General features: G+C 44.8%; 21 protein-coding genes and 1 pseudogene. 4 read left to right on the top strand and 18 right to left on the bottom strand.

Annotated elements, in window-relative coordinates:
• Window positions 1-48: 48 nt before the first annotated feature.
• The 7 genes from AC6R0R_RS05265 to AC6R0R_RS05235 all read right to left on the bottom strand — a co-directional run bounded on the left by AC6R0R_RS05265 (window position 49) and on the right by AC6R0R_RS05235 (window position 5648).
• On the bottom strand, window positions 49-1023 hold the full coding sequence (locus AC6R0R_RS05265; protein WP_500625959.1) for a LacI family DNA-binding transcriptional regulator: 975 nt from the start codon (window positions 1021-1023) through the stop codon (window positions 49-51).
• Entirely contained in the window at window positions 1013-1747 is a 735-nt protein-coding gene (locus AC6R0R_RS05260) for a copper homeostasis protein CutC (protein WP_500625958.1), read from the bottom strand. The genes AC6R0R_RS05265 and AC6R0R_RS05260 overlap by 11 nt, the downstream gene beginning before the upstream one ends.
• Window positions 1748-1823: 76 nt before the next feature.
• The gene (locus tag AC6R0R_RS05255; RefSeq protein ID WP_500625957.1) at window positions 1824-2618 is read right to left on the bottom strand and encodes a transporter substrate-binding domain-containing protein; all 795 of its coding nucleotides are present in this window, start codon (window positions 2616-2618) and stop codon (window positions 1824-1826) included.
• On the bottom strand, window positions 2608-3564 hold the full coding sequence (locus AC6R0R_RS05250) for a glycosylasparaginase (protein ID WP_500625956.1): 957 nt from the start codon (window positions 3562-3564) through the stop codon (window positions 2608-2610). Before AC6R0R_RS05250 ends, AC6R0R_RS05255 begins: the two co-directional genes overlap by 11 nt.
• Window positions 3564-4298 carry an amino acid ABC transporter ATP-binding protein gene (locus AC6R0R_RS05245; RefSeq protein WP_500625955.1) on the bottom strand — a complete coding sequence of 245 codons (735 nt, stop codon included), beginning with the start codon at window positions 4296-4298 and terminating at the stop codon, window positions 3564-3566. The genes AC6R0R_RS05250 and AC6R0R_RS05245 overlap by 1 nt, the downstream gene beginning before the upstream one ends.
• Window positions 4299-4308: 10 nt before the next feature.
• Window positions 4309-4980 carry an amino acid ABC transporter permease gene (locus AC6R0R_RS05240; protein WP_500625954.1) on the bottom strand — a complete coding sequence of 224 codons (672 nt, stop codon included), beginning with the start codon at window positions 4978-4980 and terminating at the stop codon, window positions 4309-4311.
• 2 nt (window positions 4981-4982) lie between these two features.
• Complete coding sequence (locus AC6R0R_RS05235; protein WP_500625953.1) at window positions 4983-5648, bottom strand: amino acid ABC transporter permease; 666 nt, start codon at window positions 5646-5648, stop codon at window positions 4983-4985.
• Between the two features lie 107 nt (window positions 5649-5755).
• Between AC6R0R_RS05235 and AC6R0R_RS05230 the strand changes: the two genes are divergently transcribed.
• Complete coding sequence (locus tag AC6R0R_RS05230) at window positions 5756-5968, top strand: IS66 family transposase (RefSeq protein WP_500625963.1); 213 nt, start codon at window positions 5756-5758, stop codon at window positions 5966-5968.
• Window positions 5969-6182: 214 nt separating this feature from the next.
• Here the strand turns inward: AC6R0R_RS05230 and ribB are convergent, their stop codons facing one another.
• From ribB to rpiB, 11 genes are all read right to left on the bottom strand, one after another.
• Window positions 6183-7292 (bottom strand): 3,4-dihydroxy-2-butanone-4-phosphate synthase, encoded by a 1110-nt coding sequence (ribB, locus tag AC6R0R_RS05225; RefSeq protein ID WP_500625952.1) that lies wholly within the window; start codon window positions 7290-7292, stop codon window positions 6183-6185.
• Between the two features lie 12 nt (window positions 7293-7304).
• A complete protein-coding gene (locus tag AC6R0R_RS05220; protein WP_500625951.1) occupies window positions 7305-8144 on the bottom strand; it encodes a sugar phosphate isomerase/epimerase family protein in 840 nt (279 codons plus the stop codon).
• Window positions 8145-8172: 28 nt separating this feature from the next.
• Window positions 8173-9069 (bottom strand): AEC family transporter, encoded by an 897-nt coding sequence (locus AC6R0R_RS05215; RefSeq protein ID WP_500625950.1) that lies wholly within the window; start codon window positions 9067-9069, stop codon window positions 8173-8175.
• A gap of 26 nt (window positions 9070-9095) precedes the next feature.
• The gene (locus AC6R0R_RS05210; protein WP_500625949.1) at window positions 9096-9866 is read right to left on the bottom strand and encodes a triose-phosphate isomerase; all 771 of its coding nucleotides are present in this window, start codon (window positions 9864-9866) and stop codon (window positions 9096-9098) included.
• On the bottom strand, window positions 9863-10495 hold the full coding sequence (gene dhaL / locus AC6R0R_RS05205; RefSeq protein ID WP_500625948.1) for a dihydroxyacetone kinase subunit DhaL: 633 nt from the start codon (window positions 10493-10495) through the stop codon (window positions 9863-9865). The genes AC6R0R_RS05210 and dhaL overlap by 4 nt, the downstream gene beginning before the upstream one ends.
• Window positions 10496-10497: 2 nt before the next feature.
• Window positions 10498-11499 (bottom strand): dihydroxyacetone kinase subunit DhaK, encoded by a 1002-nt coding sequence (locus AC6R0R_RS05200; protein WP_500625947.1) that lies wholly within the window; start codon window positions 11497-11499, stop codon window positions 10498-10500.
• A gap of 13 nt (window positions 11500-11512) precedes the next feature.
• Entirely contained in the window at window positions 11513-12526 is a 1014-nt protein-coding gene (locus AC6R0R_RS05195) for a 4-hydroxythreonine-4-phosphate dehydrogenase PdxA (protein WP_500625946.1), read from the bottom strand.
• A 17-nt stretch (window positions 12527-12543) separates the two neighbouring features.
• Window positions 12544-13827: a TRAP transporter large permease gene (locus tag AC6R0R_RS05190; protein WP_500625945.1), complete on the bottom strand. Its 1284-nt coding sequence runs from the start codon at window positions 13825-13827 to the stop codon at window positions 12544-12546.
• Window positions 13824-14396, bottom strand: a complete 573-nt coding sequence (locus tag AC6R0R_RS05185; RefSeq protein WP_500625944.1) for a TRAP transporter small permease — start codon at window positions 14394-14396, stop codon at window positions 13824-13826. Before AC6R0R_RS05185 ends, AC6R0R_RS05190 begins: the two co-directional genes overlap by 4 nt.
• 78 nt (window positions 14397-14474) lie before the next feature.
• Entirely contained in the window at window positions 14475-15470 is a 996-nt protein-coding gene (locus tag AC6R0R_RS05180; RefSeq protein ID WP_500625943.1) for a TRAP transporter substrate-binding protein, read from the bottom strand.
• 27 nt (window positions 15471-15497) lie between these two features.
• On the bottom strand, window positions 15498-15944 hold the full coding sequence (rpiB, locus tag AC6R0R_RS05175) for a ribose 5-phosphate isomerase B (protein WP_500625942.1): 447 nt from the start codon (window positions 15942-15944) through the stop codon (window positions 15498-15500).
• Window positions 15945-16368: 424 nt separating this feature from the next.
• Here rpiB and glpX point away from each other — a divergent pair, with 424 nt between their 5' ends.
• The 3 genes and pseudogenes from glpX to AC6R0R_RS05160 all read left to right on the top strand — a co-directional run.
• Window positions 16369-17373, top strand: a complete 1005-nt coding sequence (glpX, locus tag AC6R0R_RS05170; protein ID WP_500625941.1) for a class II fructose-bisphosphatase — start codon at window positions 16369-16371, stop codon at window positions 17371-17373.
• A 39-nt stretch (window positions 17374-17412) separates the two neighbouring features.
• Window positions 17413-18387, top strand: coding sequence for a sugar-binding transcriptional regulator (locus AC6R0R_RS05165; RefSeq protein ID WP_500625940.1), 975 nt, complete (start codon window positions 17413-17415; stop codon window positions 18385-18387).
• Window positions 18388-18417: 30 nt separating this feature from the next.
• Window positions 18418-18639 (top strand): annotated as a pseudogene (locus AC6R0R_RS05160) (solute:sodium symporter family transporter); the annotation flags it as partial.
• Between the last annotated feature and the right edge of the window lie 5 nt (window positions 18640-18644).

The raw sequence follows: 18644 nt of genomic DNA, 5'->3' as shown, positions 1-18644 counted from the left end.
GCGTTTTAATTCTCTTCGGGTTTGACACCCTGTATAAAACACATTCTCTCAATGACAGTTAAAAAAGTTGCGAATGAACTTTTCACCAGATAGGTTTTGCTCCGTAGAAGACAGGGTAATCAACTCCAACACCATGTCAATAAGTTCTTCCTTTGAGTAGCCAATACTTGGGAATTGGTAAGATCCAAAGTGAGAGAAGAAAGTGTTATCAAACCCGATGATTACCGGACGGTTATGTTGGTTGTTACCAAAACTGTCTACTGCAGCCATCGCCATTGCATCAGAGGTGCAAATTACACCACTATTTGGTTGAACAATTTCGCTTGAATTGTCGATGAGGTACTGCTTCGCCTCATTATACTTATAATTGCAATAGGCGATGTTTTTCAAAGAAATATCGTGGCGTGCAAAGTTGTCTCGGTATAAAGCCAGCCTGCGTTCTTCAACCGCAGAGCTTTGTCGTCCGGCAAGTAAATAAACTCGTTTCACGCCGGCTTGAACAGCATAATTCACCGCATCCTGAATGGCTTGCTCTTCGTCGAGCAAAACCGACCATGTATTGTCCCAGTTTTGTCCGTTAAGGTTGATCACTCTCGGAGTAAGGAACAGCTTTGGCATGTCTTTAGGTTCAATGAGATCCGAGAAAATGATTGCCGCATCCACGTGATGGACGAACGAATTATCAGTAATTGATGCAATATCCTGCTCGGTTTTGATGCGAATGAAAATTGGTAGCTTGCCTATTGATTGCAGTCCTCGAAGTAAATTGTCAAACAGCTCAAGGTCACTCAGATCACTAATGTGGTTGACCACAATGGCAACGAGTCCAGTCGTTTTACTATTCAAGCTATGAGCGAAGGGATTCATGACGTACCCAAGTTCTTCGGCGGCTTTCAACACGCGCTGCTTCTTTGTTTCAGATATGGGTTTTTTCTCTTTTGAAAAAGCCCGAGAGGCAACCGCTTTTGATACGCCGGCTCGGTCGGCTACATCCTTTAATGTAGGTAGTGTTTTAGTACTCATTCGCAAATAACCTCACGATTTTTTGCACTTTATCATAGTCTGTTACCGAGACCCACTCATCGCTACTTTCTATTCCCAAGGAGATTTGTGAGCTCTGCTGAAGCATGTTGCTAGGGCGCTTCCTCTTACCAGAAAGGTGCAGCTCAGTAATACCGGTATCAACCAGTGAGAGCGCATTGCTGTCGTTTACTCCAGAGCCCGCCATAATCGATAGGCGCCCATGAGCGACGTCGACTAACTGTTTGATCATCGCTATACCTTCTAGCGCAGTAGGCTGAAGCCCTGAAGTTAAAACTCTGTCAATCGGGTATTGGCATAGAAGCTCTAAACTCTCTATCGGGTTAGCAACCAAATCAAATGCGCGATGAAAAGTGATTCCGATACCTTGAGCGGCGGTAGTCCATCGACGCAGTGCCACCTCATTAATGGTAGCGTTGGGATTAAGCGCACCAATGACGACGCCATCAACGCCAAGCAACTTGTAGCTGAGTATTTCCTGCTCCATAAAGTGGATCTCTTCTTCACTAAAGACAAAGTCGCCATCGCGAGGGCGAATCATTACATAAATAGGGATAGAAGAAACAGCAACAGCCTGAGTTATCAAGCCTAATGAGGGCGTTAGACCGCCCAGCGACAGAGCGCTGCACAATTCTATTCTATCGGCCCCTGCCGCGATGGAAGTGTACAGTGATTCAATGTTATCGATACAGACTTCAATTTTCATACAGCTAGCTCATTGGAACTTGTGGAAAGATAGAGAAGAGAAAAGGCCCGGGGAAAAGGGCCTTTGAATTATTAGCTTACCAAGTACCCACTAGTTTAGGTGGGTTAGCATCCGCGCCCCACCATTTGTGGTAAGAGGCTTCATAAGCACCAGAATTAATGTAATCGGAAACAAACATATCCATCCAGCGTAAGTACTCGGCGTCGCCTTTTCTCACTCCAATGGCGATAGGGTCATTGGAGTGCAAGCCTGGCAGAGTTACAAGATTTGGGTTGTTAGTGGCTAGGTAATCAATCAGGGAGCTGTCTTCAATACCCGCATCTACACGGCCTTGTCGAAGCAACAATACACCGTCTGGTGCAAAGTTATCGGTGTAAACCAATTCAGCGTCTGGCACTTCACGTTTCAAAAAGGTTTCACCAGTTGAACCTCGGCCTACAACTACGCGTTTGCCCGCAAGTTCCTGCAGTGAATTAATATTCTGGTCTTTTTGATGCACAATACGAAGGCCAGCGCGTGCATAAGGAATAGAGAAATTTACCGATTTAGCACGTTCTAATGTCGCTGACATATTACCGATGACAGCATCTAGTTGGTCAGAAAACAACATTGAAACACGAGCGTCACCATGAACATCAGTGAAGCGTACTTCAACGCCAAGTTTTTGTGCTAAGCGTTTTGCTAAATCAACGTCATAACCTACTGGGTTATTCTTTTGATCACGAAACCCGATAGGTTCGCCACCGAGTGAAACGCCAATTTTAATGTAACCGCGCTCTCGAATGTCTTCGAGTTTGCCAGCGAATACTGAGGGGGAGCTGATTACGAGTGCACTTGCCAATATGGTGGTAACCAATGCCTTAAATTTCATTGTGGTTCTCCATTTCATTTCGTTTATCCATATAGCGTCTTTCCGCTATTCTTTGTTCAGGTTTACTCATTCCAGATTTGTAAACCCAGTATTTGATGTCCTCTTCACATCCAAAATTGATGACTCGGTAGTTGTCATGTTTATCGATCGCATGAATGACAACGCCGGCTAAAAAGCCCGTTCTAAGCGAATTTAGTTCTTCAATGGCCATATCTACCGCTTGATCTAGTGAGAAGCCAAGACGCATCGCCATTACTATGGAGTAGGATGTGTTGGCTCTGATGGTCATTTCCCCAGTATGAGTGCAGGCCGCTGCACCATATCGGCTATCCGCATAAAAACCAGCGCCGACAATAGGCGAATCGCCAAGGCGTCCTGGATATTTCCATGCCCACCCTGACGTACTAGTAGCTGCATAGATACTGTCTTTACTGTCTTTAGTTAGAAATACGGTGGTATCACGGACTTTCTCTGGGTCGGTGATCATTGAATTGAGATGCGCAAGCGGACGAGTCGACATGTCAGGGTTTTCTTCGCCAGTGATTTCTTGAAGCTTCTTAAACCACACTTCTTTAGAGTCCTCTAGTAGAGGGTTAGGGCACTCAAAACCCATTTCATAGGCAAAGCGTGTCGCCCCTTCCCCCACGAGGATTTCGTGGTTCAGTTCTTCCATCACTTTTTTGGCAATGCGCGTGACGTGAAAATGATCTTTGACGGCCCCTACGGCACCTGTTCGAAGCGTGTTGCCGTCCATTACCGCACCATCAAATTCCATATCACCCAATAGGTTAGGCCAGCCACCGTAACCTACACTGCGAATTCTTGGTTCTGCTTCAACTTTTTCAATACCACAAATAACCGCATCGAGACCATTGTCGCCGCTATTAAGCATATTTACCGTGTCATCGATTCCCGGCCAAGCTTCTGAATTTGATAATACAATCATTATTTGCTATCCATTTTCTCTAAAAATCGTCTAATTCTTTCGTCTTTTTTACCGCCTTCATCGGAGAAGAAAGCGTCTTTATCCATGTCAGCTCTTACTACCCCTTCGTCGAGGAAAACAATGCGATTGGAGATCTTTTTCGCGAAGGCAATTTCGTGAGTGACAAAGATTAATGTTGTGCCTGATTTTGCCAGGTCAGCGAGTACATCGAGCACCTCTGAGGTCATTTCTGGGTCAAGCGCACTAGTTACTTCGTCCAATAGCAAACACTCCGGCTTCATTGCTAGAGCGCGACAAATACCGATACGCTGTTTTTGTCCGCCAGAGAGTTGAGCTGGAAAACTCGCCTCTTTGTCGGCTAAATCAACAAGCTTTAACAGTTCTCTTGCGGTGCTTTTGGCTTGTTCCTTGCTTTGCCCTAATACTTCAATAGGTGCTAGGGTGATGTTGTCCAAAATGCTCAAATGCGGGTAAAGATTAAAGTGTTGAAACACCGTCGACACTGACGTACGGATCTTTTGTAGCTCCGTTTTGTTGGAAACCGAAAGGTCGAGGAAGGTAATGTCACCGTCATTAATTGATTCCAGCCCATTGATACAGCGCAGTAGGGTTGACTTTCCAGAGCCACTCGCACCTAAAATAGAAACTACGTCACCTTGCTCAATATTTAGGCTGACCCCTTTTAATATGTTGTTACTTCCAAAAGACTTCTTTACGTTGTTAATTGAAATCATGGGGTTCACCTTATGCTAAAGACCAAGATTGATGTTTTCGTAAGTAGAGCTCGAGCTTTCTTCCCACCTTGGAGATGGCCATCGACATGGAGAAGTAGGTCAGCCCGATGACAGGCCAAACAATAAATGGCTGCCACGTACGTTGGTTCAAAATGGCGCCTACTTTTGTAATGTCCATAACCCCTATAACGGAGACTAGTGACGTGACCTGTAGTTGGTTAACCGCGAGACCGACGAGTGGCGCAATGGCAACCAGCAATGCTTGAGGCGTAATGATCTTCTTCAAAATCACCATCTCAGAGATGCCAAACGAACGTGCAGCTTCAACCTGACCTTTATCTACCGCTGCCATTGCGGTAACAATAATGACGGAAACAAATGCAGCCGTATTACCTGTCAGCGTGATAGTCGCGGCTAATTCCGCCGACATGTCCATAGAGAGGAAGATCGGCAGACCAAAGTAGATCAGGAACAGCTGAACCAGAACTGGTGAGTTTTTAAGAAACTCGCTTACAAAAACAGAAAGCTGGCTCAATATAGGGAATCGATAGTGACGAGATAGCGCCAACCCTAAACCCAACAAACCGCCAAACAAGCTAGATACCAAAAACACCTTTAACGAAACACTGATTCCACTAAGCAAAACAATAAGGTCATAGGGGACAAATTCATTATCAGACATCGCTATGCTCCTACTTCAGAGAATCGATTTAGTCGCTTGTGCACTAAAGCAATAAGAATGGATAAGATGTACGTCATCACGCAGTAAAACAGTAATAAAAAGAAGTAAACTTCAAATGGCCTAAACGTTTCCGCCGCAATGATTTTTGCGGTCCCTGTAAGTTCGTTAAGTGTTACTGTCGACAAAATAGACGTGGTCAAAATTAGGTTCACGAAGATCGAACCTAGCGGTTTGATCGAATTTCGCAACGCGATGGGAAGAACGATCTTTCGATAGATAGTTAGGCGTTTTAAGCCAAAGGATTGAGCTGCTTCTATCACGTCCCGATCAACCTGCTGAACAGCCGCCCGCAGCACATCAGCACAATACGCGCCAACAGCAATAGATAGCGCCAATACTCCCGTGGCGTAGGGATCAATGAAAATACGTAGTTCAGGTAAACCATAAAAAATAAAGAACACCTGAACAATAAAGGGAATGTTCCTAAACACGTTTATGTAGATATAGCCCGTTTTAGACAGCACTTTTGACTGACTAATGCACGCAAACATCACCAGCAAACCAATACAGAAACTACCAATAATAGAAGCGACGCTAATACTAGCGGTTATCGAAAATCCATCTATAAACGAGTCTAAATATCGATACATTATCGAAATATCAAACACGGAACACCCCTCTAATTGAAACTAGTTTCAACTTATGGGTTGCGCACTTCCTATGCAACAGAGATTGTCAGAAAATGAAACCGGTCTCACAAAGTTAATAATTTTTTATAAATAAGTTTTTATTTTGTAAATACATACTAAATGGGCTGTGCGAGTGGGTGACGTTTCAACAAGTGATAGAGTCTAACAGGCTGGCTAAGACGATAAAGTACACGCTCCCTGAACGGCCAAAGATCATCAGCCATATCGATGGCGGGCACTTATCGATAGACAATAATAGTACTGAACACTTAATTAAACCGCTGGTTTTGAATTGGTAAATAAAACTGCTTGCTCTCGAACCAAGCAAATACGATCGCGATGCTTTAATGTACCTTCGAAACAGAAAGCCATCATCGAGATCTTAACGCAGCAACTGTCGGGCAGGCAGGATTAGCTTAGGGAGCGACTGGATTAGCGGATTGGAGTAACCCAGTCTAGATGACCCAATTTGATTCGAGCGAACTAAGAATCCCCCTTTGGAGAAAGGGGACATTAAGGCTCGATATAACTTACCACTTCTAAGCCAAAGCCAGACAAAGCATGATACTTCTTGTCGGACGAAGAAAGTAAGTTCATCTTGCTGACCCCAAGATCCGCCAAGATTTGTGAACCAACACCTACTTGGCGTGACGCTTGATCTTTCTTATTCGGCTTAACATTCTGTCCAGCATCTAGCGCTTGATAATTCTTTACTCGCCCGATAGTAGATTCGCACGATTCTTGGTGGCCTAAAATCACCAAAACACCACCATCAGTACCAATTTTTTGCATTGATTTTCTAAGTGACCAACTTTGTTTATTGTCGCGAGTCGAAAGCAGCAAATCACTGAAGATATCATGCAAATGCACTCTTACGTTGGTCGGTTCGCAATTAACTTCGCCTTTAGTTAATGCATAATGCACTTGATTATCGACCGTGTCGCGATAAGTAGTCATTAAGAAGTCGCCGAACTCAGTGGGAAGTTTGCACTCCGCAATACGCTCGATGGTAGTTTCAGTTGTGTTGCGATATTCAATCAGATCCGCAATTGTGCCAAGTTTAATACCATGCTTTTCGGCAAACACCTCCAATTGAGGGCGCCTAGCCATAGTGCCATCTTCATTGAGAATTTCTACGATAACTGATGCCGGTTCGACACCCGCTAGCTTCGCTAGATCACAACCAGCTTCAGTATGTCCTGCACGAACAAGTACACCACCCTCTTTTGCCGCTAGAGGAAAAATATGACCGGGAGTGACTAAATCAGTAGGCTTGGCATCTTGCGCAACAGCCACTTGGACGGTAGTAGCGCGGTCTTCTGCTGAAATACCCGTTGTAACCCCCTGAGCCGCTTCGATAGAAACGGTAAAGGCTGTAGCCCAAGGTTCTGTTGGGTTAGAAACCATCGGGAATAGGTTGAGTGATTCACAACGTTGTTTAGTCAGAGTTAAACAAATTAAACCTCTACCATGAGTGGCCATAAAATTGATGTCTTGTGCGCTCACATGTTGCGCCGCCATCATAATATCGCCTTCGTTCTCACGATCTTCATCATCCATTAGAATGACCATTTTACCTAGGCGATAATCTTCAATAATTTCTTCAATTGTACTAATTGGCATACGGCCACCCGCTTAGTCAGTGGTAGTGTTAATGTATTCAATGCATTGCCTCAATACCGAAACAATGGTCTCCATGCTTTCTGGTGAGCGCCCTCGAATAGGAAAGGAGTCCTTTCGACGGTACATACGCAACGGCTTTTCAATGCTAAAAGGGATTTGACGCGATGCTAAAGACTGCAGAATCGACTGATAGTTTACCACCCCCTCGCCCAACACTGGAAAGGTGAACTTATCGTCATGCACTTGAACGTCTTTAACATGGAAGTGACGACAGAATGGCAATGCGACCTGCGCTTCTTCACTCGGGCTAAGATTAGGTACTAATGACACTGAGTTGCCAGGATCGAAATTCAGAGCTAGTGCCGAGTTATCGACTTCCGACAAAATTCTTACGCCATCATGCGCGCTCGCAAAAGCGTTAAAGTTATGGTCGCCGCCATTTTCGATACAGATAACACAACCTTTATCCTTGGCATATTCAGCCAATATTTTCAGGTTTTCGACAATAATGTGACGATCGGCAATAGGACCGGTACAAGTATTTAAATAAGTAACACCCAGCGTGTGCGCAAAATCGATACGTACCATAAAATCTTCTATCGCTGAGGGAGACGCCAAGTTCATTGTGCAGCCCAAAGCTTGTGTGATCAGTTGCTCTTTCTCTAGCAGTGACAACAAGTATTGGGCATGGGTGTTAGAGAACATATCGCTATCTAATCTACCTACATAGCCCTGATTAAAAGCGAATTCAACTTGGTTTACACCCAAGCTTCGAATCGTTTTTAACGATGTCTTGAGGTCATGTCCGTCAAAAATAGCCGTATTGATGGCTAGTCTTTCTAATACTTTCATAGTGTTCAACCTTTTAGCAGTTCTTTGTTTAAACTACCCACTGATACAGCAACACTTCCCAACCCAACAAAGAGATAAGAGAGAAGCCGGTAGTAAATAGGATCACTCCAGCGGTGGCTTCTTTGGCGACGTGATACCGCTCGGATAGCAAGTAGACATTCAACCCCGTCGGTAGGCTGGCCAAAATAACCAGCACTTGGGTTTCGATAACCGAGAGAGAGAAAACATACTTCGCGCATAGCAATATAAGCATTGGAAATAGAAGGATCTTGATGGCCAAAAGTAGGCCTATTTTTTCTTGAATTAGTGAGCGGAGTGAATAAAAGCTTAAGCTTGCGCCTAAGATGAATAAAATTATTGGTATTGCAGCTGCACCAATCATAGAGAACCCATCAACTAAGAGGATAGGAAGCTCAATACCCCGTGCGTTAAGCAATAACCCAAACACGATGGCCAATAAGATCGGATCAGTTGCCACATTACGGTAGTTATAAAACCCTTGCTCGCCCGAGCGAATCATTAAGATATTGACCAATGGTAAAACCAATAACAGGTTCGTCACGATCACACCCATCAGAACTAAAGTGGCTTTGGGACCGTAAAGTGCAAGCACTAGTGGGCCCCCTACCCCAACGGCATTAGGATATAAAGCTGCGACAGCCTTGATATTGGACGAAGCCACCGTATGATTACCTTGTGTGACGAGCCATGCTTTCAGCCCCCAGAAAACAACGCCAAAGCATAAAATATAAGTAGTAAATACCGACAGTGATGGAAGGTTTTGCAGATCCGTTCGATATACCGATGAAAAAAACAAGCACGGCGCAAGATAAGTAAAAGCAAAGCGTCTGAACCAATCCACTCTAGGTTTGGAAATCCCAGTGATCAAAGTGGCACACCCTAGGCCAAGAATGATCCAGCTCATTAACTTAACTTGCTCCATACCCGCCCTTAGCTGCTTCGTTCAGCTATACTCAGTAACTCTGAGTAACCATTTGCTTCCCACGCTGTTCGACCGACGAACACACCATCGATATCAGGCTGTTCGATTAAGCCACTCGCATTGGACAAATTTACGCTACCTCCATACAACAGAATCATGCTTTGAGAGACGTCTGAACCATATTGATCAGCTAAAGCTGAACGAATGGCTTGGTGAATAATTTGCGCTTCTTCTTTAGTTGCCGGTACGCCATGTTCACCTATCGCCCAAACAGGCTCATAAGCAATCACTACTCGCACTAACGATTCAACAGGAACGTCATACAATGAAATCTTCACTTGTCGAATGACAGACTCCACTGATACCCCCCACTCTTTCTCTTGCGCGGTATCACCAACGCATACAAGTGGAGTTAAACCATGACGCAGTGCTGCATGTACTTTCAAATTGACCGTTTCGTCGGTCTCGCCAAACATGCCTCGACGCTCAGAATGACCAATTTCGACAATCGTCGCGCCACAGTCTTTCGCCATAATAGGAGACACCTCACCGGTGTATGCCCCCTCATCTTGCCAACAAATGTTCTGTACTCCGACGCGAATCGATTGCTCGCAGAACAACTTAGACACCATTTGCACGTAAGGGAAAGGCGGGATCACGAAAGGTTGGATACGATTCGAACAACGTATCAATGATGGCAAGACAGCAGAAGCCCAGGCTTCGGCTGCTTGCATATTTTTGTTCATTTTCCAGCTAGTGCCGACCCAGACCTTCTTCATGCGGTAACCTGCTCAGCCGCGTATTCATTCATATACTGCAGAATAAACGCCATCGACATCGCACCTGGATCTGGGTGCCCCAGCGAACGTTCGCCTAGTGTCTTTGCTTTACCTGTAGTTGCAATCATATCTTTGGTTGCTTCCACACCTTGTGCGGCAGCTTGTGCAATAGCCGGGAGCGTATCGGTTAGTGGACCAGAAAGTTGTTCTGATTTTTCGACCGCAGCCACCAATGCATCTATCATAGTTTTATCACCCGGCTTAGCACCACCACGTTCATAAACCCCTTGTAAGCCGCCTGCTAGGAACGTAGATAACGTATCCGTATCAAGCTCTGTCGTACCTTTAATTGACTTCGCACCACTGCGGAACAAAGTACCGAAAATCGCACCGGACGCACCGCCCATGGTGGCCATCATCGTAGAGCCAATTTTCAACAGTAGTTTACTGACATCTTCCGGCTGATAATCACTGTCTAAGAGCTCAGCAACCGCTTTAAAGCCGCGCTCCATACCAATCCCATGGTCACCATCACCAATCGCTTGGTCGTATTTGGTCAATACTGGCTCACTTGCAACCATCTTTTGAGCAACATAAGCCATCATGTTTTTCGCTGTTAATGCATTCATTTTTACTTCCTCAACGCAAATGATTCACAAGGTAGGTCAAATAGTGTTTTTAGCTCATCATCAAGCTTCATAAGAGTGATCGAGTAACCTGCCATTTCTTGTGAAGTGCAGTAGTTCCCGACTAAAGTGTTATGTACTTTAATTCCGCGCTCGGCCAACTTAATGTGCGCACGTCGATTGGCAATAAGCAGCTCCATATAAGTTGAAGCACCAAGGTTATTGACTAGTAAGCAGACATCATCACCTGAGCGGTAAGGTAGGTCATCACAAAGTTGGTCTATCATGCGATCGACGACGTCATCTGCCGATGTCATTTTTTCGCGTGATACACCCGGCTCACCATGTAAGCCCATACCGATTTCTAACTCGTCGTCTGGCAGTTCAAAGTTGAAGGTATTGGTTTGTGGTACCGATCCCGCTGATAGGGCAACACCAATGGACCGGGTGTTATCACGAGCACGTTCTGTTACCGACACAATCTTGTCAAAGTCATCATATTGCTCAGAAGCGGCGCCTGCGATCTTCAGTACATACAAATCACCGGCTGTGCCGCGGCGCTCTTGAATTTTGTCCAACGGTGCTGAAGCAACATCATCCCAGACACGAATAGAGTGAGTTTTGATATCATCATCATCCGCTAGCTCTGCCGCGATGTCGAAATTCATATTATCGCCAGCGTAATTACCATAAATATAAATCACACCTTTACCGTTACTGACCGCTTCAGTGGTTTGTAAAATCACGTTAGGCGCTGGAGCTGCAAAGATATCGCCAAGTACCGCAGCATCCGCTAGTCCTGGACCAACATAACCGGCAAATAACGGCTCGTGCCCAGCACCACCACCAGTGACAATCGCCACTTTGTCTGATGGAAAATCTGTACGCATCGCCGCGGTAATTCCCGGTAACGCCTCCAATTTTCCATTCATCGTCGCGAGCAAACCGTCGAATTGCTCCTGAGCGACATTCATAGGGTCATTAATTAATTTTTTTGGTTTTCTCATACTCTTCCCTACCCTAGGACTGATTGTTCGCTTGATAGCTAGATGCCATACGGACTGTAAGCTTGAGCGCATTTTCCATCGCAGGTGTCGACGCGACGTTTTTACCGTATATATCAAATGCACTGCCGTGGTTTGCCGTTGCAATCGGAATTGGGATCCCGCCCTGAACAGTGACACCACGATCGAAGCCCATCATCTTTAATGCGGTTGCTCCTTGATCGTGGTACATAGACACGATTGAGTTCATGTTCTCTTTCTCCACGACCCACATCGTAGTATCGCCAGGGAAAGGTCCAAACGCTTGAATGCCCTTCTCCTTGGCTTTTTCAATCGCTGGTGCAATTACTGTGATTTCTTCATCACCAAACAGGCCTCCTTCACCGCCGTGCGGGTTAAGTGCTTGCACCGCAATACGAGGCTGTTCAAAACCTGCAGATATCAAGGTTGTGTTCATCAATTCGATGGTTTCAAGCACCGACTCTACCGTTAGGTTTTCCACCACATTTTTAAATGGAATGTGCGATGTCACGCGGCCAGCCCAGATGTCATCTACCACATTCACTTCACAGCCAAAGCCGTGGAAATCCGTCAATTCTGCAAACCATGACAGCTCGTCTCGATGTGCTAGCCCTGCCATGTTCATCGCTTGCTTATTCAATGGTGCGAAGCAGATACCATGCGTTTTGTTGGCTAACGTCAGATCAACAGCAATCTTCAACGTTTCAAGAACATAAGTACCACCTTGCGGCGTGGCTTGTCCGTATTCTATCGGCTCCTCGTGAGAGCTTGAGAACCTCAACAACACCGGCTTACTAGGTTGAAAATCAGCTTGTTCAAAATTTTCAACTACATCGTAATCAAACGATACTTGCGCGATGTCCATGCCTTTGCGCAATTCATACTCATCGGCAATGATCAGAATATTCGCTTGCTGGCGGTTTGCTTCCTTAGCCAATACTTTTACTGCTACTTCAGGGCCTATACCTGAAGGGTCGCCGAGAACAAGTGCAATAGTAGGTTTAGTCATTTCTCAAATCCTTGAAGTTATTTATACATGTAGTCAACAAAGCCAACAGACATTGCTGGAACGTAGGTCGCAAGCATAAGCACTGCGAACAACACACCAATAAATAGAATATTCACTTTAGTTACTTGCCAAATGTCACGTTTAGCTATCGAACATGCGGTAATCAACACACTGGCAACCGGAGGCGTTTGCTGACCAATCGAGATGTTAAGAGCAAGCATGATGCCGAAGTGAATTGGGTCGATACCCAGTTCATGAATTAGCGGTAATACAATGGGAACCGTTAAGATGATCGCTGCTGCACCGTGTAGGAATACACCTACAACCAACAACATGAGGTTTAGCATCATCAGTACAACGTATTTGTTTTCTGAAATGCTAAGAATCCCAGCCGCCATTGCTTGTGGTACTTCTTGCTCAGTTAGGAACAAACCAAGCACTGCTGATGTCGCCACTAAGAGCATCACTACTGAAGTGCCAGTCACACCTTCCATCATCGCTTTGTAAAACAGCTTTAGGTTCATTTCCCGATAGATGAAAACACTAATAACAATCGCGAGTAGAACAGCAATACCCGCAGCTTCGGTTGCGGTCATAAACCCAGAAAGAATGCCGCCTAGAATGGCGAATGGCAGAGTCAAAGCCCAGAACGCATCTTTAAATGCAACCCATAATTTTCGTAAACTGAAAGACTCCTCACGAGGTAAATTGTATTTGACTGCGTAGTAATAACAGACCGCAAACATACCCGCCGCACCCAGTAGGCCAGAGATAATACCGGCGACAAATAGCTGCGAGATGGACACGTCTGCCATAGCACCGTAAATAATCATAGGTAAAGAAGGTGGGATGATTACAGCGAGCGAGGCAGAAGAAGATGTGACTGCCGCCGAGAAACTGGCCGAATATCCACGCTTTTTCATTGCAGGAATCAAGATCGAACCCAAGGCTGCAACGTCGGCTACAGCAGAGCCCGAGATCTCAGCGAAGATCATCGATACACCCACATTCACCATTGAAAGTCCACCTCGGACAAAGCCCACAATCGCGTTAACAAAATTAATCAAGCGCAGCGAAATACCACCCGTATTCATCAATGCACCAGCAAAGACAAACAATGGAATAGACAACAGGGTAAATTTTGAGCCACCTTCAAACATCGCCAAAGCCGCGTTATAGATAGCATCGATACCCGATGTCGCTACCATACCAATCAGAGCTACAGCACCAATAGCTATACCAATTGGGACATTGATCATGACTAAGCCGATTAAACAAAATAGTACAACTAGCGCGCTCATTTCACTGCCTCCATGGCTTCAGCCATATCTTTTTTCGCATCTTTGATGGCTTCTCTGATCTCTTCATTTTCTTGGTTAGAACCAAGACGAATCCACGCCCACGCTTTGGGGAGAGAGCACAGTTGAGCCACAATAAACAGCACCGCACCAATTGGTAGCGCTGATTGAGCAAAGGCCAAAGGGATAAAATCTAGGCTGGTCAGTGTCTCGTCACCAAAGATTTGTAAGATGTAGTAACTAGCCCAAGCAATGACGGCGAAGAACGCAATAACAATGAATTCACTCAGTAGGAAAACGGCTTTGCGCATACCAAGCGTCATATTAGCCACTAACCCTCCAAACCCCATATGAGAACGTTTTAGTGCACATAAAGCGGAGCCATAAAAGGTTAGCCAAGCCAAAAGAATGGCCGACACTTCGTCGCACCAATAAAGAGAAGCGCCGCTAAATCGTGAAAAAACAGCGACAATAATAATGGTACTTAACGCGATGAGTATCGTCATCGAAATCGCGATAAGCACTTTTTCTAAAACATGTGAAATTGTATTTATGCTAGCTAAAAAAGACATCGTAAGCCCTCGCAACATGTGACAGCTAGACTGCACCCAACGGTGCAGCCGTTAGAGATAAACGTTATGGCGTTTAACTTAGTTACTTGCCGTCATAACTTTATCTAACATCACCTTGCCGTTATTTACATTTTTCACGAAGTCATCGTAAATTGGTTGACTTGCGCTGACAAAGGCATCGCGATTTGCAATGTTGAGCTTCATACCACCTTCAACAAGTTTGTCTCTTAACTCTGTCTCAAGTTTTGTCGCTTCTTGGTAGCTCCATTGCTGCGCTTGTTTCGCTGAGCTTTCTAAGATGGCACGAACATCATCAGGAAACTTACCGTAGTGCCGCGCGCCTGCAGTTAGGTATGCCGGTGTATACACGTGGTTTGTCACACTTAGGTAACCCTGTACTTCATGCAGTTTTGCCGCGTAAATGTTGGTGTATGGGTTTTCTTGCCCATCGATAACACCTGTTTGTAAACCGATGAATACTTCACTGAAGCTCATTGGCGTTGGATTAGCTCCCCAGTTTTTGAACATTTTCACGCGCCAAGAGCTGTTTGGTGTTCGAACTTTCAGACCTTGTAAATCTTCTGGTGTATTAATTGGACGTTTCGCATTAGTAATATTGCGAAAGCCGTTTTCCCAAAAGCCTATGACTTTGTAGCCTTTTTTCTCAGCGGCCGGCGCAATATATGGCCAGAAGACGTCTTGCTCTATCTTTGCAACGTGTTCACGGTCAGACACAAGGAATGGCAGTTCAAACAGGGCCATTTCTGAAACGTGAGTTGGCAGCGTTGATGTTAGTAGTGCCAAATCTACTGTGCCCAATTTCAGTTTTTGCTGAACGTCTTTGTCTTTACCTAACTGAGCCGCACCGAAGAACTTCAAGTTGTAATCGATGCCTTGTTTCTTAAACTCTTCGTTCGCAACTTCGGTGAAATATTGAGTTGTGTTGTACTGGAGTGACCCGACTTGAGCACTTGTTGCCACTTTCAGATCTGTTGCAAATGCATTAGTCGATAGTAGGGTTGTGATTGCCGTTGTAGTCAGAGTAAGTTTGATATTATTCATTTTTATTTCCACGTTATTCCGTTAAACATTGAAGCAAAATTAGCTTATAAACTCTTTCTCTATCTCCTTAATTCTATTTACCTTTTTAGTTGAAGGACCATCAGAAAACTCAGAATCTAGCCATGTATCCAAAATAGACTTAGCTAGCTCATGACCGATGACTCGAGATCCCATTGTGATAATTTGAGCATCGTTACTTTTTCGAGCTCGCTCTGCTGAAAAAGTATCGTGACACAGAGCAGCCCGTATACCCGGGACTTTGTTCGCCACAATTGATACACCTATACCCGTACCACAGAGAATGATTCCGCGTTGGTGTTTACCTTTACTGACAGCAACACTGACTGCCTTTGCTATATCTGGGTAAAGCTCTGCACTTTGTTGGTCTACCCCATAATCGACAAATTCAATACCTTTCGAAGCCAAATGCGATTTCAGGCACTCTTTCAATTCAATCGCTGCATCATCACAACCTATCGCTATCATGTTTCCTCCTGTTCATATGACCACGAACTTTACAAATGACCTTAATCATATATACAGAAAAACAACATATGAACATTTTTTAAGTGGGACCTGGATCACCAAATATATACATATTGATAACAATTACGTGATCAATATGAAACTAAGCATTTTAACTTGAAAATAATCACCCCCAACAAGCCCTCACAAAAATACAATTAAAAAACATAGCTTTAACCAAAAAACCTCCTAAAAGCCATCGTAACTATGGCTCACCCCCCACTCGTGGACGCAAAAATACAATACGACTTGACTGAATTACGATGCACATAGCAATTAACATTTGATCTATGCCCATTGCTCATTTTTTGTTTTGCATAATGAACATTTGAAATGTAACCTTAACAAATGAACGGCCATCAACATTTTTTATAAGGACATATACATGGATGAACTAGGCTTCGCTCTCGTACAAGTAACCGAACGTGCTGCTTTAGCAGGCTATCAGTGGCTTGGTAGAGGAAATAAAGAGAAAGCAGACGCGGCAGCTGTAGAAGCAATGCGATTACAACTGAATCGAACTCAGGTCGACGCAACCATTGTGATTGGTGAGGGAGAAATCGATGAAGCACCAATGCTATACATCGGTGAGCGACTCGGTTCGGGTGGTGTTGAGATTGATATTGCAGTTGATCCCATCGAAGGTACACGCATGACAGCCATGGGACAATCTAACGCGCTTGCAGTACTTGCTGCAGCAAAGAAAGGTACACTCCTCCAAGCGCCAGACATGTACATGGAAAAACTCGTTGTTGGTCCTCGAGCAAGACACGCCATCGACTTAACACTCGAGCTCACAGAAAACCTGCAGAATATCGCACAAGCACTCAACAAACCTATTAATGAATTAGTGGTCGCGACATTAGCAAAGCCGAGACACAACCTTGCCATTAAGGAGATGCAAAACCTTGGCGTAAGAGTTTATGCCTTTCCTGATGGCGATGTTGCAGCGTCACTACTCACTTGTTTGGAACAAAGTGAAGTTGATGTCATGTACTGTATTGGCGGTGCACCAGAAGGCGTTGTCAGTGCCGCAGTCATTCGTGCAATGGGTGGAAATATGCAAGCGCGCTTGCTTCCACGCGATCAGGTCAAAGGACAAGACCAGCACACTATCGCGTTAGCAAAAGTAGAGCTTCAGCGCTGTTCGGAAATGAATGTTACGCCAAATACCGTATTACAACTGAATCAACTAGCAAAAAGTTCCGAGGTGATATTCGTGGCAACCGGGATCACGACTGGAGACGTCCTTAATGGTGTTCAAAAACAGGGCCAATCACTCACTACCGAGACTCTACTGATACAAGGCAAGTCAAAAAAGATTAGAATGGTTAAGTCCACTCATGATTCACACCTACTTGAAAGTGAACTAGAACCGGTCGCGACATAAACAAGAGCCGCATTAAGCGGCCATTTCACAAGGAACATCATGGAACTGAATAATATAGAACAGACGGAAGAGACTAACCTACTCACCGAAATTTCTGTTGCGTATTACCAAGACGGCGCCACTCAGGAAGAGATTTCAAAGCGTTTTGGCCTATCTCGAGTCAAAATTGGTCGCTTACTGAAACGTGCAAGGGACCAAGGTATTGTCGAAATTAAAGTAAAATACCACCCTGTATTTGGTGCCAAACTAGAAGAACAGCTTAAAGAACGTTTTGGTCTCAAACGAGCGCTGATCGCTCTTGACCAACCAACAGAGAACGAACAACGAGCACTACTCGCCGGAGTAGTATCGACATATCTATCCACGACTCTAAAAGACGGAATGGTCGTCTCCGTAGGACAAGGAAGAAATGTTTCTGCAGTATCAGAACACACTGGTATTGTGAACCCCAAAAAGTGTACTTTTGTATCAAGTATCGGCGGGATTCACCCTCGCGGAGGCATCCTCAATGCCGACCATATTTCGCGTCGCTTCGCTAAGACTTTCGACGGGGTTAGTGAAACACTGTATGCGCCAGCGTATATACGCAACCCTGAGTTACGTAGTGCACTAATGGAGGATGAAACGGTACAGCAAACTATGGACATTGCTCGTAAAGCAGATGTCGCGTTAGTTGGTATCGGTGATTTGAACGAAAGTAGCTACATGGTCAACCTAGGCTGGTTCTCGGTACAAGAAATGGTTGAGGCACGTATTCAGCAAGGTGTAGTCGGAGAAGTTGGGGGTTATGATTTTTACGACATCAAAGGGGAAGTTCAGGACACAAAAATGAGTAATCGTGTCATTGGCTTAACCATTGCTGACTACCAAAAAATCCCTCAGGTTATCGCCATAGCCGCAGAAAGCAGCAAGCCATTGTCGATTGTTGGAGCTCTTCGTACCGGAGCCATTGATATACTAGCAACGAGCGTTGCCAACGCGATTACCATCCTAAATTTGGACGCTCAGAGATAAAAGTGTTCAGGCTCGGCTCGATTTTTAGCAATGGACATCAAACCGGGGGAATTCCGTTTTGAAGCATCAGCACTCATTTTGTACATGGTGTTAGGTGCATACATTACGTTCTCTGACCTTGGTCTGGTTTCAGTTGACACATCATTCATGGTGATTTACGCACTGTGTGGCATCGTGATTCTTGGCGGCATCTTTGCTCGTATTAAGAAAAAACAAGTCAAAGCAACGCAGAATAAAGTGCGAGAAGCTTAATTTAC

It is taken from the genome of Vibrio sp. R12-SW3-ISO1 (assembly GCF_059834005.1).
Note: the sequence above shows the minus strand (reverse complement) of the source record. Positions and strands in the feature narration are given on the sequence as shown.

What these genes read in the sequence shown, in the direction of transcription:
- AC6R0R_RS05190 (WP_500625945.1), bottom strand. Translation starts at nt 13,827, where the DNA reads ATGAGCGCGCTAGTTGTACTATTTTGTTTAATCGGCTTAGTCATGATC.
- AC6R0R_RS05215 (WP_500625950.1), bottom strand. Translation starts at nt 9,069, where the DNA reads ATGAGCTGGATCATTCTTGGCCTAGGGTGTGCCACTTTGATCACTGGG.
- ribB (WP_500625952.1), bottom strand. Translation starts at nt 7,292, where the DNA reads ATGCCAATTAGTACAATTGAAGAAATTATTGAAGATTATCGCCTAGGT.
- AC6R0R_RS05185 (WP_500625944.1), bottom strand. Translation starts at nt 14,396, where the DNA reads ATGTCTTTTTTAGCTAGCATAAATACAATTTCACATGTTTTAGAAAAA.
- AC6R0R_RS05265 (WP_500625959.1), bottom strand. Translation starts at nt 1,023, where the DNA reads ATGAGTACTAAAACACTACCTACATTAAAGGATGTAGCCGACCGAGCC.
- dhaL (WP_500625948.1), bottom strand. Translation starts at nt 10,495, where the DNA reads ATGAATGCATTAACAGCGAAAAACATGATGGCTTATGTTGCTCAAAAG.
- AC6R0R_RS05195 (WP_500625946.1), bottom strand. Translation starts at nt 12,526, where the DNA reads ATGACTAAACCTACTATTGCACTTGTTCTCGGCGACCCTTCAGGTATA.
- AC6R0R_RS05245 (WP_500625955.1), bottom strand. Translation starts at nt 4,298, where the DNA reads ATGATTTCAATTAACAACGTAAAGAAGTCTTTTGGAAGTAACAACATA.
- rpiB (WP_500625942.1), bottom strand. Translation starts at nt 15,944, where the DNA reads ATGATAGCGATAGGTTGTGATGATGCAGCGATTGAATTGAAAGAGTGC.
- AC6R0R_RS05200 (WP_500625947.1), bottom strand. Translation starts at nt 11,499, where the DNA reads ATGAGAAAACCAAAAAAATTAATTAATGACCCTATGAATGTCGCTCAG.
- AC6R0R_RS05240 (WP_500625954.1), bottom strand. Translation starts at nt 4,980, where the DNA reads ATGTCTGATAATGAATTTGTCCCCTATGACCTTATTGTTTTGCTTAGT.
- AC6R0R_RS05210 (WP_500625949.1), bottom strand. Translation starts at nt 9,866, where the DNA reads ATGAAGAAGGTCTGGGTCGGCACTAGCTGGAAAATGAACAAAAATATG.
- AC6R0R_RS05260 (WP_500625958.1), bottom strand. Translation starts at nt 1,747, where the DNA reads ATGAAAATTGAAGTCTGTATCGATAACATTGAATCACTGTACACTTCC.
- AC6R0R_RS05165 (WP_500625940.1), top strand. Translation starts at nt 17,413, where the DNA reads ATGGAACTGAATAATATAGAACAGACGGAAGAGACTAACCTACTCACC.
- AC6R0R_RS05255 (WP_500625957.1), bottom strand. Translation starts at nt 2,618, where the DNA reads ATGAAATTTAAGGCATTGGTTACCACCATATTGGCAAGTGCACTCGTA.
- AC6R0R_RS05220 (WP_500625951.1), bottom strand. Translation starts at nt 8,144, where the DNA reads ATGAAAGTATTAGAAAGACTAGCCATCAATACGGCTATTTTTGACGGA.
- AC6R0R_RS05250 (WP_500625956.1), bottom strand. Translation starts at nt 3,564, where the DNA reads ATGATTGTATTATCAAATTCAGAAGCTTGGCCGGGAATCGATGACACG.
- glpX (WP_500625941.1), top strand. Translation starts at nt 16,369, where the DNA reads ATGGATGAACTAGGCTTCGCTCTCGTACAAGTAACCGAACGTGCTGCT.